We start from the raw sequence: 15,488 nt of genomic DNA, 5'->3' as shown, positions 1-15,488 counted from the left end.
GGTGATTGCATGAGAGTGACAGCACTATTTCCATTAAAGGTTTTTGTTGTTAAATCATATCATTGCTTGATTGAAGAAATTAAATGTGGTACTTCCGCTACCGCCGCAAATAGGTGCAGCCCCAAGGCCGGTCGGCGATGCCCGCCATTCTGGCGTGAACGCGGCACAAAGGCTGCATTTTTACCTTTCGGTAACCATGATCCGCTTATCTAGCCTGGCACCAGACCAGAACGGCGGACCACCCATGGCGTTGATGAGCCAGCAATACCCTTGCAGGGCCGCGTCTTCCGGCGGTGCTGCCCCGTGCGGGATCGCGGCATGATCGAGGGGCTGACCTTCGAGGCGGCGCCCGAGGCGGTGACGCGGCCGCTGGTGTCGCTGATCGTTCCGGTGCTCAACGAGCAGGACGCGGTCATCCCCTTCGTCCAGGCGATCGACGGCATGGTCCAGAGCCAGTGGCCGGTGCTCGAAGACCGTCCACGGCTCGAGATCATCTTCGTCGACGATGGCAGCACCGATGCCACGGCCGCCGTGCTGCGCGGGCTGTGCGCCGGCGACAAGCGGGTCAAGCTGATCCAGCTGTCGCGCAATTTCGGCAAGGAGGCCGCGCTCAGCGCCGGCCTGAAGGCGTCGCGCGGCGATGCGGTGGTGCCGATGGACGTCGATCTGCAGGACCCGCCCGAACTGCTGCGCCCGATGATCGATCGCTGGCAATCGGGCGTGCAGGTGGTCAACGCCCGCCGCTGCGACCGCAGCAGCGACACCATGTTCAAGCGCTCGAGCGCGCAGCTGTTCTACAAGGCGATCAATTCGCTCGCCGACCATCCGATCGCCGAGGATGTCGGCGACTTCCGGCTGTTCGACCGCGCCGCGGTGGATGCGCTCAACCAGATGACCGAGCACAGCCGCTTCAACAAGGGGCTGTTCTCGTGGATCGGTTTTCGCACCGAGACGCTGGACTATGTCCGACCGCAGCGCGCGGTGGGCGATACCAAATGGAAATTCTCCAAGCTGCTCGCGCTGGCGGTTGACGGCATCGTGGCATCGACCACCTTCCCGCTGCGCATCTGGACGATCCTGGGCAGCGTCATCTCGCTGCTCGCCTTTGGCTATGCCGGATTTCTGGTGATCCGCACCGTGCTGTTCGGTGTCGATACGCCCGGCTATGCCTCGCTGATGGCGGCGGTGCTGATGCTGGGCGGGCTCAACCTGCTCAGCCTGGGGCTGATGGGCGAATATATCGGCCGCATCGCCAAGCAGGTGCGCGGCCGCCCGCTGTACATCGTCGCCGACAAGGTCGGGTTCTGATCCGGTGGAAGCTGCTGCCTATCACTCGCTGCGCGACCTGCAGGACCGGCACTGGTGGTTTGTCGGGCGCCGGGCTATCGTCGCGCGGCTGATCCGCACCTTCGCGCGCCTGCCCGAGCGGCCCAGGATCCTCGAGGCCGGCTGCGGCTATGGCGGCAACCTCGCCATGCTGGCCCAGTTCGGTGACATCGACGCGTTCGAGCTCGATGACGACGCGCGCGCCTATGCCTCGCTTCGTACACCACGCCAGGTGGCGCCGGGGCTTCTGCCCGACCGGATCGGGTTCGAGGGCGAGCGGTTCGACCTGATCGCGATGCTCGACGTGCTCGAGCATGTCGAAGACGACCATGGCGCGCTCGTCGCGCTGCGCCAGCGGCTGGGGGTCGATGGCAGCATCCTGATCACCGTGCCCGCGCTGCCCTGGTTGTGGTCGGCGCATGACGCAATCCATCATCACCACCGGCGCTATACCCGCGCGGGGCTGGACCGGCTGCTGCGCCAGGCAGGCTATGCGCCTGCCAGCATCGGCTATTTCAACGGCCTGCTGTTTCCGCTGGCGATGGCGCAGCGGCTCGCCGCGCGGCTGACCCGGGCTGCGGGCAAGCCGGACACCATGCCAGGGCCCTGGCTCAACCGGCTGCTCGGCGGTGTCTTCCGGCTGGAAAGGCATCTGGTCGGGCGGATCGGCCTGCCCATCGGCCTGTCGCTCTATGCGGTCGCGCGCCCGGCGCGACAGTGACATGGCCTGGCTGCGCGAGCTGCTATCGTTCGGCGCGGTGGGGATCGCAGCGACGCTCACCCATGTGCTGATCGCCTGGGCCATGATCCGGGCGGGGACCGACCCCTATCTCGCCAATCTGCTCGGGGCCACAGGCGCTTTCGGCGTCTCGTTCCTCGGCAATGCCCGGCTGACTTTCCGCACCAACCGCGGCTGGGCGAGCAGCGCGCGCCGCTATGGCCTGGTCAGCCTGTTCAGCCTGGTGGTGAGCAGCCTCATCCTCCTTTGCGTCGAGCGACTGGGCCTGGCGCTGTGGGTCTATCTGCTGCTGGTGGCGCTGGTCGTTCCGCCTGCGACTTTCCTGCTCGCCAAGCTGTGGGCATTCGCGGCGGTGCCGGATGCGCGCTGACGCTTCGACCCGCCTGCAGTGGTTCGCGCTCGCGATCATCGTGCTGGCCGCGTTGCTCGCCTATCCCCGTTTCGCGCTGACCCATGATGCCAGCTGGTATCTGGTGGCGACCGGAATGTGGCTCGATGGCGCGCAACTCTACCGCGATATCGTCGAGATCAATCCGCCGCTGAGCTTCTATCTGACTGCGCCAGCCGTGCTGCTCTCGCGCATTCTCCCGCTGACTGCGAGCCAGGCCTATGCTGCCTATTGCATTGTCATCGGCGCATTGTCTGCGGCCTGGATCATCCGTCTGCTCGCGCGCTCGGCGCTGGCCGGGGCGCAGCGGACGATACTGTTTGCAGCGGTGCTGGCGACGTTTTTCGTGCTGCCGATCGCCGAGTTCGGCCAGCGCGAGCATCTGATGCTGATGCTGGCGATGCCCTATCTGCTGGTGCTGGCGCTGGGCGATCAGGGGCCCCGTTGCACTCCTGCAGAGCGGATTGCGATCGCGCTCGCCGCGGCGCTGGGGCTGATGCTCAAGCCCTATTTCCTGCTGGTCCCCGCAGGGATCATCCTCGCCAGGGTGGCGCGCGACCGGCAATGGCAGCGGCTGTTCGACCTGCCCAATCTGGTGATCGGCATCGCTTTGTTGAGTTATGTCGGCCTGATCGTGCTGGTCCACCCCGCCTATCTCAGCGAAATCGTGCCGCCCGCGCGGCTGGTCTATGCCGCCTATGACGGCCATCCGCTCGCCTTGTGGCTGCGGCCGGAGATCGGCGCCGTGCTGATCGCCACATGGATCGCGCTGCGCCACCGCAGCGTGCTCGATCCGGTGCTGACCGCGCTGCTTGGCGGCGCGGCGGGTGCCTTGGCCTGCTATGTCATCCAGAACAAGGGCTGGGATTATCACGTGCTGCCGCTTGCCGCGCTGTTGCTGCTGGTAGTGGCGTGGATCGTTCCGCAGCGCCGGGCCTGGCGGAGCAATGATCGCCTGCTCGCGGTGCTGCTCGGCGCGGTCGTGCTGCTGGCGCTCGGCAACCAGATCGCCCGTGGCCCCTATCGCAATCCGCTGGCGGACGATCTTGCCGCGTTCGTTCCCGAGCCAGGGATGCGGATCGCGGTGCTGAGCGCGGATGTGGCGGCGGGCTTCCCGCTGGTCAACCGGACCTCCGCCCGCTGGGCAAGCCGCTATCCCGCGCACTGGCTGGTGCCCGGCGCGCATATCCGGCTGCAGCGCGGCGACTGTGCCGGGCAGGTGTGCCGCGAGCTTGCCGAGGTGCTCGACCAGGCACGCGGCAATATGGTCGATGACCTGATCGCCTACCGGCCCGAGCGGGTGTTCATCGACGAAAACCGGGGCAAATTGTTCTTCGGCAGCGAGCCTTTCGACTATCTCGCCTTCCTGCGCCAGGATGCGCGCTTTGCTGCGGCATGGTCATGCTATGCGCGGATCGGCAGCCGCCGCGGCTATGGGGTGTGGGCGAGGACCTGCGGGGCATAGCGGCGTAACAGCGCATTGTTGGAATCCCATCGATTTCATCTATGCTCCGTCCCGGCGACACCAATTCCGGGGGGAATCACCGAAATGAGCGACCGCATTCCGCTGATCGACAAGAAATTCGCCAGCCGGGTGGACTGGAACCTGATGCGCACCTTTGTCGACATCGTCCGCGCGGGCGGAATCGGTGCGGCAGCGCGCACGCTCAACCGCCAGCAGCCCAGCATCAGCGCGGCGCTCAAGCGGCTCGAGGAGCATGTCGGCACCACGCTGCTGCACCGCACCGCCACCGGGGTGGAGATGACCACCGCGGGCAAGGCGATGCTGGCTTTGTGCGAGGACATGCTCGAATCGGCGCGGATGATGCCGCACCAGATCGCGCAGGCGACCAAGCGGGTAGAAGGGTTCGTCCGCATCCAGATCGTCTCGGGGCTCGTCTCGCCCGAATTCGACGAGGCGATCGCCAGCTTCCACCGGCGCAACCCCGATATCCATATCGAGATCCGGGTGTCGCCCTGGCGGCAGGTGCTCGACGCGCTCGAACAGGGCGAGGTCGAGATCGGGGTGAGCTATGACAGCTCGGTGCGCGGCAGCCTGATGTACGAGCCCTTGCTGGTCGAGCGGCAGCAGCTCTATTGCTCGCGCAGCAGCCCCTATTTCGGGCATCGCGTCAGCCGACTGAGCGACCTGAAGGACGAGCGCTTCGTGCTCACCGGCGAGGACGAGATCGAGTTGATCACCCATCTGCGCCGCCGCAACCGGCTGGGCACGCGCGCAAGCGGACTGGCCGAGGATATCAACGAGGCCAAGCGCATGATCACTCTGGGCGTCGGCATCGGGTTCCTGCCGATCCTGGCGGCCGAGGGCGAGGTGGCCAAAGGCAGGCTGTGGCCGCTGCTGCATGCCGATGTCGAGCCCAGCTATGACATCTATCTGCTCGCCCGCACCGATCCTGCGCGCGACACCGCGACGCAACTGTTCTGGGACGAGGTCTTTCGCAGGGTAAGGGCGCTGCGCCGGGCATAGATCGTATCTATGTCTTTCATTCAGGATTTGCCCCTGCCTTTATGATGCACTGCAGCGCAGACTTCTCCGCCACAACGGAGTTGCGGCATGTCATCGATCGTCACCCCCTCTGAAACCCTGAAGGACCGGGTTTTCAACCTTGTCCCGCCTTTCATGATCGCGCTGGTGCTGCTGTTCTGGGCCTATGCGCCCAAGGCGGTGACCGGCAATCCGTGGACGCTGATCGTCACCTCTTCGGCGATCACGGTGATCGTTCTGCTGCTTGAGTTCGTGCACGAGCGGCACAGCGGCTGGCGGATGAATGCCCAGGAATTCTTCACCGATCTGTTCTACGTGGTGCTGAGCGCGACGGTGATCGCCTGGCTGAGCAAGACACTGGCCGAGGACCCGCTGCTCGCGGCCAAGACCGCTTTGGGGATCTCCACCACCTGGATGGCGCAGGTGCCCTGGCTGGTGCAGGTGATGATGGTCATCGTCATCCTGGAGTTCGGCCAGTACTGGATGCACCGGTTGATGCACAATTCGACGCCGTTCTGGCTGACCCACGCCCCGCACCACCACATCACCCAGCTCAATGCCGCAAAGGGTGCGGTGGGCAACCCGATCGAGCTGTTCCTGATCAGCCTGAGCGTGCTGGCGCTGTTCGACTTCGAAATGACCGCGCTGTTTGCGGGGCTCAACACGCTCAACGTCATCGCGACCTTCGCGCACGCCAATGTGAAGTCCAACCCGCCGATCTGGTATTCTTACGTCTTCACCACCATCCGCCATCACAGCCTGCATCATTCGACCGATTACGAAAACACCCGCTGCAACTACGGCAATTCGCTGATCCTGCTCGATCGCATCTTCGGCACCTATCGTGAGGGCGAAGGGGTTCTGGTGGGGCAGGATGATCGCAGGCGGCTTTCGATCTGGGAGCAGACGATCTTTCCGTTCCAGCCGCTGATCGACCGGATCAAGGCGCGGCGCGGGACGCCGACCGGGGCGGCGCGCACCCCGTCCGGGCAGGACGATGCTGGCACGGGAGGCGCTGCCGCGGCATGATCGTCACGCGCTCCCGGCGGATCGATGCGGCGCGCCAGGCGCTGGCGAAGGGAGACCTGCAGGCAACCCACGCGCTGGCGAGCGCGCTGCTGGCGGACAGCCCCGCCGATGCCGAGGCGCATTTCCTGCTGGGTGTGGTCGAATCGAGCCAGGGCCGGATCCAGGCGGGGGTGCTGCATCTCGACCGCGCGGTGGCGCTCGACCCACGCGGCGAATATTGCGCACAGCTCGCCAAATTGTTCTGCCTGGTGCGGCGTGACGGCGATGCGGCGGCCACCCTGCGTGCGGCTGAAAAGGCGCCGCCCGAAGACGCGCTCAGCCGCGATACCATGGGCTGCGTCTATGCAAGGCTGGGGGATCATGCCGCAGCGCTGGTGCACTTTGCCCATGCCGTCGCGCTGGAGCCGGGCAACAGCGAATATCGCTACAACCATGCAGTCACGCTCAACTTTCTGGGCCGGGTGGATGCTGCCGACGCGGCGCTGGAAGCGCTGATCGCGATGGTGCCGGGCCATGCGCGCGCGCACCACCTGCTCTCCAGCCTGCGCAAGCAAAGCGCCGGGGCCAATCATGTCGCGCGGCTGGGCCGAATCCATGCCCAGGCGCGAGACGGCCGCGACCGGCTGCTGCTGGGCTATGCGCTGGCCAAGGAGCTCGAGGATATTGGCGAGCCTGACCAGGCGCTCGACATGCTGTGCGCGGCCAATGGCGAGCACCGCCGCACGCTCGATTACAGTTTCGCGCGCGACGCCGCCGCGTTCGATGCGATCGAGGCGCACTGGCCGGCGGTGCGCGCCGCGCCTGCCGCCGCGCTCTCGCGCGAGGCACCGATCTTCATCATCGGCATGCCGCGCACCGGCACCACGCTGGTCGACCGCATCGTCTCCTCGCACCCCGGCGTGGAAAGCGCAGGCGAACTCCAGGCGATGCCGCTGGCGGTGAAGATGGCAGCGGCGACGCGCAGCCGGACCGTTCTGGACGCCGAGACCATCGCGGCCGCTTCGCGGGCCGACATGGGTCGGATCGGGCACGATTATCTCAAGCGCGCGCGGCATCACCGCCGCGACCCGTCGCTGCGTTTCACCGACAAGTTTCCGGGCAATTTCCAGTATGCCGGCTTCATCGCGCGCGCGCTTCCCGAGGCCCGGATCATCTGCCTGCGCCGCAACCCGATGGACACGGTGCTTGCCAACTTCCGCAACCTGTTCGCGATCAGCTCGCGTTACTACGACTACAGCTACGACCTGCTCGATATCGCGGCCTATTATGTCCGCTTCGACCGGCTGATGGCGCTGTGGGCGCGCGAGATGCCCGGGCGGGTGCTCGAAGTCGCGTATGAGGACCTCATCGCCGATCAGCAGGGACAGACCCGCCGCCTGATCGAGCATGCCGGGCTCGACTGGTCCGAGCGCTGCCTCAGCTTTCACGAGAACGCAGCGCCCGTCTCGACCCCCAGCGCCGCGCAGGTCCGCCGCCCGATCTACTCCGACTCGGTCGCCCGCTGGAAGCGGCATGCCGAGGTGCTGGAGCCCGTCCGCGCCTTTTTCGAACAGCACGGCATCGCCACCGAATGACACGGAGCACCCCGCTTATGACCCGATTTGCCCTGCTTGCGCTGAGCCCGTTGCTGGCGATATCCGCTCCGGCGCTGGCCGGGCCCGCGCCTGCCACCCGGCTGGTTGCATGCGGCGCGCAAAGCTGCCTGCAGGTCACGGGGCGACGCGACGATGCGACTGCGCAGATCCGCATCAACGGCCATGAGGTCGAGACGCAGGGCGCGCGCCACTGGCGGGTTCGGGTTCCGGTGAGCACCGTGCGCGCGTGGTCACCGCCGCATGCGCAGAGCATTTCGGTGGCGGTCGCAGATGTCGCGCAAGAGGCTCCGCTGCCCATAGGGATGCTGGCGCCCAAGCGCGATCTGGCGATGCTGGTGGTTCGGGTGAAGTAATAACGGGGTCAGAGCAAAGTAATAAAAGAACAAATCTGCGCACTATATTGAAAGTTTCCTTGCGTGGCGCTATACAGTGCGCCAGCGGCCGCAGAGCCGTATCTGTCACTCGCAAGGAGATGAACCATGAAAACCGGCCTTGTGGCACTCGCCACCTTTGCCTTTGCGCTTTCGGCTGGCGCCGCTGTCGCATCCGAAAACACCGCATCCGAGAACCCTTTCGCCAAGGACAAGGCGATCCTCAACCTGCAGGGGCTTGATCTGTCGACCGCCGATGGCCAGCAGCGTCTCGCGATCCGTGTCGATCAGGCCGCGCGCGCGGTGTGCGGCGAGCGTCTCGCCAATGTCCATCTCGCAGCAGAGGCCAAGACTCGCGAATGCCGCGTGTCGGTGGCCGCCGATGTCCGCGCGCAGATCGAAGCCCGGCTTGCCCGCGCGAGCACCTCGGCCACCCAGGTCGCAGCGTTGCGCTGATCCTTTCCTGCCCGTTCCGCGGCCGGGAGCACCCGGTCGCGGATGGGCGAGGGTACCCGTTGCAGACCTTGCGTTTCAGGCCTTGCGATTCAAGGCTTTGCGTTTCAGGGCTTTGGCGTGAGGATCGGCTCGGGCCACCAGGTCAGCGTGTGCACGTCGTGCGCCGATGTCCAAAGGCCGGTGCTGGTCCCGGACGACACATAGCGCAGCGCGCCGCTGCCCTCCGCCTTGCCCAGCCTGGCGACGACCTCGAGTGTTTTCGGGTCGATCGCCACGAAGGTCTGGTCCTCGGTGGTGCGCAGCCACACCATCCCGGCGCCGGTATCGATATCGCCATATTTGAGCACCGCGCCGACCTTGACCCGGCCCAGCACCGCGCCGGTCTCGGGGTCGATCTTCGCGACCGTGCCATCGCCCTGCTCCTGCACCCACACCGCGCCTTCACCCGCCGCCAGAAAGCCGGGGATATTGCCCAGCGTAGTCGTCTTGGTGACCGTGTTGGTGGCAGGATCAATGCGCTGGACTGTCTTGCTCTCGCTGCTCACCGCCCACACCGCGCCGAAGCCATAGGTGAGATACCAGGTTCCGGGGCTGACGGTGATGCTGGCGATGACAGTGTTGGTCGCGGGGTCGACGCGCGCAACCTTGCCCGCGACATTGTCGCTCGCCACCCAGATCGATCCTGCGCCTGCGACCACATTCAATTCGCCCGTGCTGGCAAGGCCGGTCGGAATTGTCGCGACCTTCTGTGCGGTCTGCGTGTCGATCCGGACAAGCGCCTTCTCCTTGCAGTCGGCCACCCACAGCGAGCCGTCCAGGATCGCCATCGCGCCGCACGGCTTGGACATGGCAACGCCTGCGATCTTGCCCTTGCGCGACCAGCGTTCGACCCGGCCATCGTTGGTCGCCCAGACGCTGTCGCCATCGACCGCGAGGAAATCGGCAAAGCCCGGAACGTCGATCACCTGCTCGGGGTGCGCCTGTGCCATCGGTGAAAGGGTTGAAAACCCCGCTGCGAGTGCTGCGGCCGTTGTGCGAAGTTTCTGCATCGTCTGCCCTTTCGTGTTGCCGGAAAAAATCAGGTCATTTGCGCGATATACGCCCGCCATCCGCCCAGATGGGTGATGTCCTGCGCCCCGGTCATCGCGCGCGGTTCGGCGACGAAGCCCTTGACTGAAGTGCCGTCGGCCAATGTCACCGTCCCGATCGCGAGCGGCGGGGGCACCTCGACCACGAAGCTGCCGAATTCGGCGACGCCCAGCTCGTAGACTTCGACCGCGATTCCCGCGCCATCGGGGCTGTGCACCAAAGCGGGCTTGGGCGGCGTGCTGTTGGCGATGGCATAGAGCCGGTATTCGGGCGCGGTCTGAAACGCGCCGACGAAGGTCGCGTCGCGCGAAGTCAGCTGCCAGTGCAGCGGCATGTCTTTCAAGTGCGCGCCGACGACGGCGAGTTTCACGGTCTGCATTTTGCCCTCCAGATCGAGCGGGGGTGGTGGGGGAAGATCGGCGATGGAAAGATAGGCGTCGGCGACATCGAGCAGCGCGCGGTCGGTGTCCGCCGGGCCGATCAAGGTAATGCCGAAGCCGGTGGAGTTGGCGCGGGTGCCCGCCGGAATGGCTAATGCTGCCATATCGAGCAGGTTGACGAAATTGGTGTAGAACCCCAGCGCGCTGTTGAGCGCGATCGGCGCGGCGGCGAGTTCGGCGACGCGATAGGTCGTGCCGGTGGTGGGGAAGGCCATCAGGTCGATGCTCTCCCACAGCGTGTCGGCGTGGCGCTTCAATTCGGCGAGGCGGTAGATGCCGTTGAACAGATCGACTGCTTTGGCCTCCAGCCCGACCGAGACGATCTCCCGCACGGTGGGATCGATCGCTTGCGGGTTGCTGGCGAGGATGCTCTCCATCGCGGCAGTGCGCTCGGCGACCCAGGGCCCGCTGTAGAGCAATTGCGCGGCCTCCTGCAGCGGGGCGTAGTCGATCTCGACGATGTCGCCGAGCTCGGAAAGCCTGGCCAGCGCGCGATCGTAGAGATATTCGGATTCCGGATCGCCGAAGAACACGCGCTGGTCGCGGCGCGGCACGCCGATGGTCTTGCGCGTAATCGGGCGATCGGCGAGCGGCTTGGACCAGGCATCGGCGGCATCGTACCCCGCCACCACGCTGTCGATCAGCCGAGCGTCGGCGGTGTCGTCGGTGAACACGGTAACGCAATCGAGCGTGCGGCAGGCAGGCACGACGCCCCGGTTGCTCCAGCGGCCCTTGCTGGGCTTGAACCCGATCAGATGCTGGAACGCTGCGGGGACGCGGCCCGAGCCTGCGGTATCGGTGCCGAGCGCAAAGGCGACCAGCCCGGCGGCGACCGCGCTCGACGATCCCGAGCTCGATCCGCCGCTGACATAGGCGAGGTTGTAGGCGTTGCGTGGGCTACCATAAGGGCTGCGCGTGCCGTTGAGACCGGTGGCGAACTGGTCGAGATTGGTCTTGCCGACGCACAAGGCGCCCGCCGCCAGCAGCCGCTCGACCACCGTGGCAGAGGCGTCCGGCTGGTACGCGAAGGCCGGGCACGCTGCGGTCGTCTCGAACCCGGCGACGTCGATATTGTCCTTCACCGCGAACGGCACGCCCGCGAGCGGCAATGTTTCGCCCGCCGCGATCCGCGCATCGATTCCGCGCGCCGCCTCAATCAGCGCCTCGGGCGATGCGCGGCTGATCCAGATCTGCGGCTGGATGCTGTCATAGGCATCGAGCCGCGCCAGCGTTTCCTCGGCGACGGCGACCGCGCTTGTCGCACCGCTGGCGACCGCCTGCGCGATCGTGCTCGCGCTTTGGCGACCCGGCGCGCTCATGCGTGCCTCGTCAGCGCGAGGATCGGCGCGCCGGGCTGCACCGACTGGCGTTCCTGCGCATACAGCGCGCTGATCGTGCCTGCGCCGGGGCTGTCGACGCGGCATTCCATCTTCATCGCCTCGATGATCGCGATCGCATCCCCCGCCTCGACGGTATCGCCCACCGCGACCAGCATCTTCCACACGCTGCCGCCGAACGGGGCCTCGATGACATCGGCGCCCTCGGGAACCTCGACCGCGCCCGCCGCGACCGTCTCGGCCTCGGCAGGATCGGCGCGGTCGAACTCGCCGCGGCGCTGCCAGTCGGCGCGCTCCTCGTCGAACGCGGCCTGGCGGGTTTGCTCGAAGGCCGAGATCGCATCGGCATTGTCGGCGAGGAATGCGCGATAGTCGGCCAGCCGGAACTCGGAAGGCTCGATGCGGATCGAGCGCCGCCCGGTCGGGAAGTCGCGCCGCCATTCGGTGAGCTTATCGGCGCTGACCGGATAGAAGCGGATCTGGTCGAAGAAGCGCAGCAGCCAGGGCTTGCCTTCGGTGAACGCGTCGGTCTGGCGATAGGTGTTCCACACCTGCAGCGTCCGCCCGAACAGCTGATAGCCGCCGGGGCCTTCCATGCCATAGATGCACATATACGCGCCGCCGATGCCCACGACATTGGGCGGGGTCCAGGTGCGCGCGGGGTTGTACTTGGTGGTGACCAGCCGGTGACGCGGATCGACCGGCGTTGCGACCGGCGCACCGAGATAGACGTCGCCCAGGCCCAGGACGAGATAGTTCGCCTCGAAGATCAGGTTCTCGACTGCCGCCGCATCGGGCAGGCCGTTGATCCGGCGGATGAACTCGATGTTGTCGGGGCACCATGGCGCATCGTCGCGCACCGCGCCCATGTACTTCTCGATCGTCTCGATGGTCGCAGGGTCGCGCCAGCTCAGCGGCAGGTGGACGATGCGCGAGGGGATGGTGAAGTCCTCAAGATCCCCCAGCCGTTCCTCCGCGCCCATCAAGGCGGCAAGAGCCATGCCCTGGGTCATCGTCGCGCCATCGAAATGGAACTGCAGCGAGCGGATGCCCGGCACGATATCGATCACACCGGGCAGCGCCATCCGCTCGAGCTCGGTCATCAGCGCCTGTACGCGGATACGCAGCTCGATATCGAGCACGATCGGGCCGTATTCGACCAGGATGTTGCGGTCGCCCTGCTGGCGATAGACGGTGCGCGGGCGCTGCGGGCCTTGCGGGATCATTCCCAGGATCGGCGACAGCGTCGCGATCGGCCGTGCGGGGCCAAGCTCGCATCCGTCGCCGGTGGCGAGCAGACGCCGCTGCAGGCTGTCGGCTGCAAACGCATCGTGCGCGTTGACCGGAACGAAGCGCAGGGTGTCGCCGGGCGCAAGCTGGCCGATCTTCCAGCGGTCCGCTGCAATCACCACGAACGGGCAGACGAAACCGCCCAATGACGGGCCATCCGGGCCGAGGATGATCGGCATGTCGCCGGTGAAATCGACCGCGCCGATGGCATAGGGGTTGTCGTGGATGTTGGAGGGATGAAGCCCCGCCTCGCCGCCATCCTTGCGTGCCCAGACCGGCTTGGGGCCGATCAGCCGCACCCCGGTGCGATTGGAGTTGTAGTGCACCTGCCACTGCGCCGCGACGAAGGTGTCGATGTCGTCATCGGTGAAGAAATCGGGTGCACCGTGCGGGCCATAGAGCACGCGCAGCGTCCATTCGCCGGGAAGCGCGGGCATGGCTGCGCGGGGCAGGGGCGTGCCAGTCGGCTCATCGCCCAGATGCAGCGTATCGCCCGCGAGCAGGCGGCGCGCGGCGTGGCCGCCGAACTGGCCGAGCTCGAAGGTGCTGCGGCTGCCAAGATACGGCGCGATATCGAGCCCGCCGGCGAGCAGGATATAGCCGCGCAATCCGCCGCCCGTGGCGCGCCCCAGCGCGAGGGTCTGGCCGGCAGCAATGTCCAGGGCCTCGCCGCGCGGAACCGCCACGCCATCGAGCGTTGCGCCGAAATCTGCACCGATCAGGCAGATGCGCGCGGGCGCGTTGAAGGTCAAAGTCGGGCCCGAAATCGTGACCTCGAGCCCTGCGGTGCCTTCCGCATTGCCGAGCAAGCGGTTGCCCAGCCGGAACGACTGATCGTCCATCGGGCCCGAGGGCGGGACGCCGACCGACCACAGACGCTGGCGTCCGGGCCAGTCCTGCACCGTGGTCGCGGTGCCGCCGCTCACCACCTGGATGCTGCGCGGGTGATACTCGATTGTATCGAGCGCGCGGGTCGAAACCTCGCCGCTGACGAAGGCGGGCGATCGCACGACATCGCGCAGCCAGCGCAGGTTGCTTTCGATGCCATCGACGCGGCTCGCATCGAGCGCGGCCTGCATCGCGGTGACGGCCGCTTCGCGCGTTGCAGCGTGGACGATCAGCTTGGCGAGCATCGGATCGTACCAGACGCTGACCGTGCTGCCCGCCATGACCCAGGTTTCGGCGCGGATATTGGCGGGAAACGCGACCGCGGTCAGTGTGCCCGATGTCGGGCGGTAATCGTGCGCGGGGTCCTCGGCATAGAGCCGCACCTGCACCGAATGGCCCTTGGGCTGGCTTGGCGCATCGGACAGGAACGCGAAATCGCCCGCGCCGCCGCGCACCATCCACTCGACCAGATCGATCCCCATCACCTCCTCGGTGACGCCATGCTCGACCTGCAGCCGGGTGTTCATCTCGAGAAAGAAGAACTCTTTGCGCTCGGAGTCATAGAGGAACTCGACCGTTCCGGCGGAGCGGTAGTTCGCGGCCTGGCCCAGCCGGATCGCCGAAGCGATCAGGTCCGCGCGCACACTGGCGGGCAGCAAGGGCGCGGGCGCTTCCTCGACCACCTTCTGGTTGCGCCGCTGCAGCGAGCAGTCGCGCTCTCCCAACGCCACGACAGTGCCTGCGCCATCGCCGAAGATCTGCACCTCGATATGCCGCGCGCGGCGGATATAGCGTTCGAGAAACACGCCAGCGTCGCCGAAATTGCCCAGCCCCTGGCGCTGGACGGCGGCAAAGCCCTCGCGCACGGCGGCTTCGTCCTCGCAGATGCGCATGCCGATGCCGCCGCCGCCCGCGGTCGCCTTGAGCATGACCGGGTACCCGATTGAGTCTGCGGCGCTCGCGGCCTCGTCCTCGTCGGTGAGCAGATCGGTGCCAGGCGCCAGAGGCACGCCATGCGCAGCCGCGAGTGCGCGCGCGCTGTGCTTGAGCCCGAAGGTGCGCATGTTCTGAGGCGTCGGGCCGATGAACACGATTCCCGCTTGCGCGCAGGCTTCGGCAAACTCGGCGTTCTCGGCGAGAAAGCCATAGCCCGGATGGATCGCGCCCGCGCCGGTCCGGCGCGCAGCCTCGAGGATCGCGGCGACGTTGAGATAGCTCTCGGACGCGCGCGCAGGACCAATGCACACCGCCTCGTCGGCCTGGGCGACGTGCAGCGAATCCTCGTCGGCCTCCGAATAGACCGCGACCGAGCGCAGCCCCATTTTGCGCAATGTGCGGATGATCCGCGTGGCGATTGCACCGCGGTTGGCAATCAGGACGGTGTCGAAGCTCATGCGGTGACGATCATGCGCACGGGCGTGGGGTTGAAGCCGTTGCAGGGGTTGTTGATCTGCGGGCAGTTGGAGACGACCACGGTCACGTCAATTTCGGCGCGCAGATCGACCGTCAGCCCCGGGGCGGAGATGCCATCGACGATGCCCAGCGCGCCGTCTTCCTCAACCGGCACGTTCATGAAGAAGTTGATGTTGGAGACGATGTCGCGCTTTCCGCGGCCTTCCGACAGGTTCGCCTCGAGGAAGTTCTCGACACAGGCGTGTTCGGACTTGGTGTGGTGGCCATAACGCAGCGTGTTGGACTCGCACGAGCACGCGCCGCCGATGGTGTCGTGATATTCGACCGAGGTGGCCGTGATGGTCATCATCGCGCGGCCCTCGTTGGAGCGCAGCACGGTGCCTTGCCGCAGGAACAGATTGCCTTGCGCCGCCACCGTATCCTGCGCGCTGTAGCGCTCGGCATCATCGGCGGTGGCGTAGAGCAGGAAATCAACCGCCTGGTTGCCTTCCAGATCGACGATGCGCAGCGTCTGCCCGGCGGCGATGGGGTGCAGCCAGGGCGCGCGCGCGGGCACGATGCAGTCATGGACGACCGGGCCGGTGAGCCCGGCGAGATGGGGATCGACGCTCATGGGAACAG

13 protein-coding genes are annotated in these 15,488 nt (G+C 66.5%); 9 read left to right on the top strand and 4 right to left on the bottom strand.

Annotated features, from left to right (window positions below; genetic code table 11):
• Nucleotides 1-318 precede the first annotated feature (318 nt).
• The 9 genes from B5J99_RS05110 to B5J99_RS05070 all read left to right on the top strand — a co-directional run bounded on the left by B5J99_RS05110 (nt 319) and on the right by B5J99_RS05070 (nt 8,410).
• Nucleotides 319-1,308 (top strand): glycosyltransferase family 2 protein, encoded by a 990-nt coding sequence (locus B5J99_RS05110; RefSeq protein ID WP_117353365.1) that lies wholly within the window; start codon nt 319-321, stop codon nt 1,306-1,308.
• Between the two features lie 4 nt (nt 1,309-1,312).
• Entirely contained in the window at nt 1,313-2,047 is a 735-nt protein-coding gene (locus B5J99_RS05105) for a class I SAM-dependent methyltransferase (protein ID WP_117351751.1), read from the top strand.
• Entirely contained in the window at nt 2,019-2,435 is a 417-nt protein-coding gene (locus tag B5J99_RS05100) for a GtrA family protein (RefSeq protein ID WP_117351750.1), read from the top strand. The genes B5J99_RS05105 and B5J99_RS05100 overlap by 29 nt, the downstream gene beginning before the upstream one ends.
• Nucleotides 2,425-3,918 carry a hypothetical protein gene (locus tag B5J99_RS05095; protein WP_117351749.1) on the top strand — a complete coding sequence of 498 codons (1,494 nt, stop codon included), beginning with the start codon at nt 2,425-2,427 and terminating at the stop codon, nt 3,916-3,918. The genes B5J99_RS05100 and B5J99_RS05095 overlap by 11 nt, the downstream gene beginning before the upstream one ends.
• An 84-nt stretch (nt 3,919-4,002) precedes the next feature.
• Nucleotides 4,003-4,941: a LysR family transcriptional regulator gene (locus B5J99_RS05090; protein ID WP_054135018.1), complete on the top strand. Its 939-nt coding sequence runs from the start codon at nt 4,003-4,005 to the stop codon at nt 4,939-4,941.
• Between the two features lie 87 nt (nt 4,942-5,028).
• Nucleotides 5,029-5,988, top strand: coding sequence for a sterol desaturase family protein (locus B5J99_RS05085; RefSeq protein ID WP_117351748.1), 960 nt, complete (start codon nt 5,029-5,031; stop codon nt 5,986-5,988).
• The gene (locus B5J99_RS05080) at nt 5,985-7,562 is read left to right on the top strand and encodes a tetratricopeptide repeat-containing sulfotransferase family protein (RefSeq protein WP_117351747.1); all 1,578 of its coding nucleotides are present in this window, start codon (nt 5,985-5,987) and stop codon (nt 7,560-7,562) included. Before B5J99_RS05085 ends, B5J99_RS05080 begins: the two co-directional genes overlap by 4 nt.
• A gap of 17 nt (nt 7,563-7,579) precedes the next feature.
• Nucleotides 7,580-7,936, top strand: coding sequence for a hypothetical protein (locus tag B5J99_RS05075; RefSeq protein WP_082382298.1), 357 nt, complete (start codon nt 7,580-7,582; stop codon nt 7,934-7,936).
• Between the two features lie 126 nt (nt 7,937-8,062).
• Complete coding sequence (locus B5J99_RS05070; RefSeq protein WP_054135022.1) at nt 8,063-8,410, top strand: UrcA family protein; 348 nt, start codon at nt 8,063-8,065, stop codon at nt 8,408-8,410.
• Nucleotides 8,411-8,514: 104 nt separating this feature from the next.
• Here B5J99_RS05070 and B5J99_RS05065 read toward each other — a convergent pair whose 3' ends face one another.
• The 4 genes from B5J99_RS05065 to B5J99_RS05050 are packed head-to-tail and all read right to left on the bottom strand — an operon-like array spanning nt 8,515 to nt 15,480.
• Nucleotides 8,515-9,459: a Vgb family protein gene (locus tag B5J99_RS05065; protein ID WP_117353364.1), complete on the bottom strand. Its 945-nt coding sequence runs from the start codon at nt 9,457-9,459 to the stop codon at nt 8,515-8,517.
• A gap of 29 nt (nt 9,460-9,488) precedes the next feature.
• Complete coding sequence (gene atzF / locus B5J99_RS05060; protein ID WP_117351746.1) at nt 9,489-11,258, bottom strand: allophanate hydrolase; 1,770 nt, start codon at nt 11,256-11,258, stop codon at nt 9,489-9,491.
• A complete protein-coding gene (gene uca, locus B5J99_RS05055; RefSeq protein ID WP_117351745.1) occupies nt 11,255-14,848 on the bottom strand; it encodes an urea carboxylase in 3,594 nt (1,197 codons plus the stop codon). Before uca ends, atzF begins: the two co-directional genes overlap by 4 nt.
• Nucleotides 14,845-15,480: an urea amidolyase associated protein UAAP2 gene (locus B5J99_RS05050; RefSeq protein WP_117351744.1), complete on the bottom strand. Its 636-nt coding sequence runs from the start codon at nt 15,478-15,480 to the stop codon at nt 14,845-14,847. Before B5J99_RS05050 ends, uca begins: the two co-directional genes overlap by 4 nt.
• Nucleotides 15,481-15,488 lie beyond the last annotated feature (8 nt).

This window comes from Blastomonas fulva (assembly GCF_003431825.1).
Taxonomy (GTDB): domain Bacteria; phylum Pseudomonadota; class Alphaproteobacteria; order Sphingomonadales; family Sphingomonadaceae; genus Blastomonas; species Blastomonas fulva.
This window is presented reverse-complemented; position numbering and strand designations above follow the sequence as displayed.

Excerpts from the sequence above, each read along its gene's own strand:
- B5J99_RS05110 (WP_117353365.1), top strand. The coding sequence starts at position 319 with ATGATCGAGGGGCTGACCTTCGAGGCGGCGCCCGAGGCGGTGACGCGG.
- B5J99_RS05100 (WP_117351750.1), top strand. The coding sequence starts at position 2,019 with ATGCGGTCGCGCGCCCGGCGCGACAGTGACATGGCCTGGCTGCGCGAG.
- B5J99_RS05095 (WP_117351749.1), top strand. The coding sequence starts at position 2,425 with ATGCGCGCTGACGCTTCGACCCGCCTGCAGTGGTTCGCGCTCGCGATC.
- B5J99_RS05090 (WP_054135018.1), top strand. The coding sequence starts at position 4,003 with ATGAGCGACCGCATTCCGCTGATCGACAAGAAATTCGCCAGCCGGGTG.
- B5J99_RS05085 (WP_117351748.1), top strand. The coding sequence starts at position 5,029 with ATGTCATCGATCGTCACCCCCTCTGAAACCCTGAAGGACCGGGTTTTC.
- B5J99_RS05080 (WP_117351747.1), top strand. The coding sequence starts at position 5,985 with ATGATCGTCACGCGCTCCCGGCGGATCGATGCGGCGCGCCAGGCGCTG.
- B5J99_RS05075 (WP_082382298.1), top strand. The coding sequence starts at position 7,580 with ATGACCCGATTTGCCCTGCTTGCGCTGAGCCCGTTGCTGGCGATATCC.
- B5J99_RS05070 (WP_054135022.1), top strand. The coding sequence starts at position 8,063 with ATGAAAACCGGCCTTGTGGCACTCGCCACCTTTGCCTTTGCGCTTTCG.
- B5J99_RS05065 (WP_117353364.1), bottom strand. The coding sequence starts at position 9,459 with ATGCAGAAACTTCGCACAACGGCCGCAGCACTCGCAGCGGGGTTTTCA.
- atzF (WP_117351746.1), bottom strand. The coding sequence starts at position 11,258 with ATGAGCGCGCCGGGTCGCCAAAGCGCGAGCACGATCGCGCAGGCGGTC.
- uca (WP_117351745.1), bottom strand. The coding sequence starts at position 14,848 with ATGAGCTTCGACACCGTCCTGATTGCCAACCGCGGTGCAATCGCCACG.
- B5J99_RS05050 (WP_117351744.1), bottom strand. The coding sequence starts at position 15,480 with ATGAGCGTCGATCCCCATCTCGCCGGGCTCACCGGCCCGGTCGTCCAT.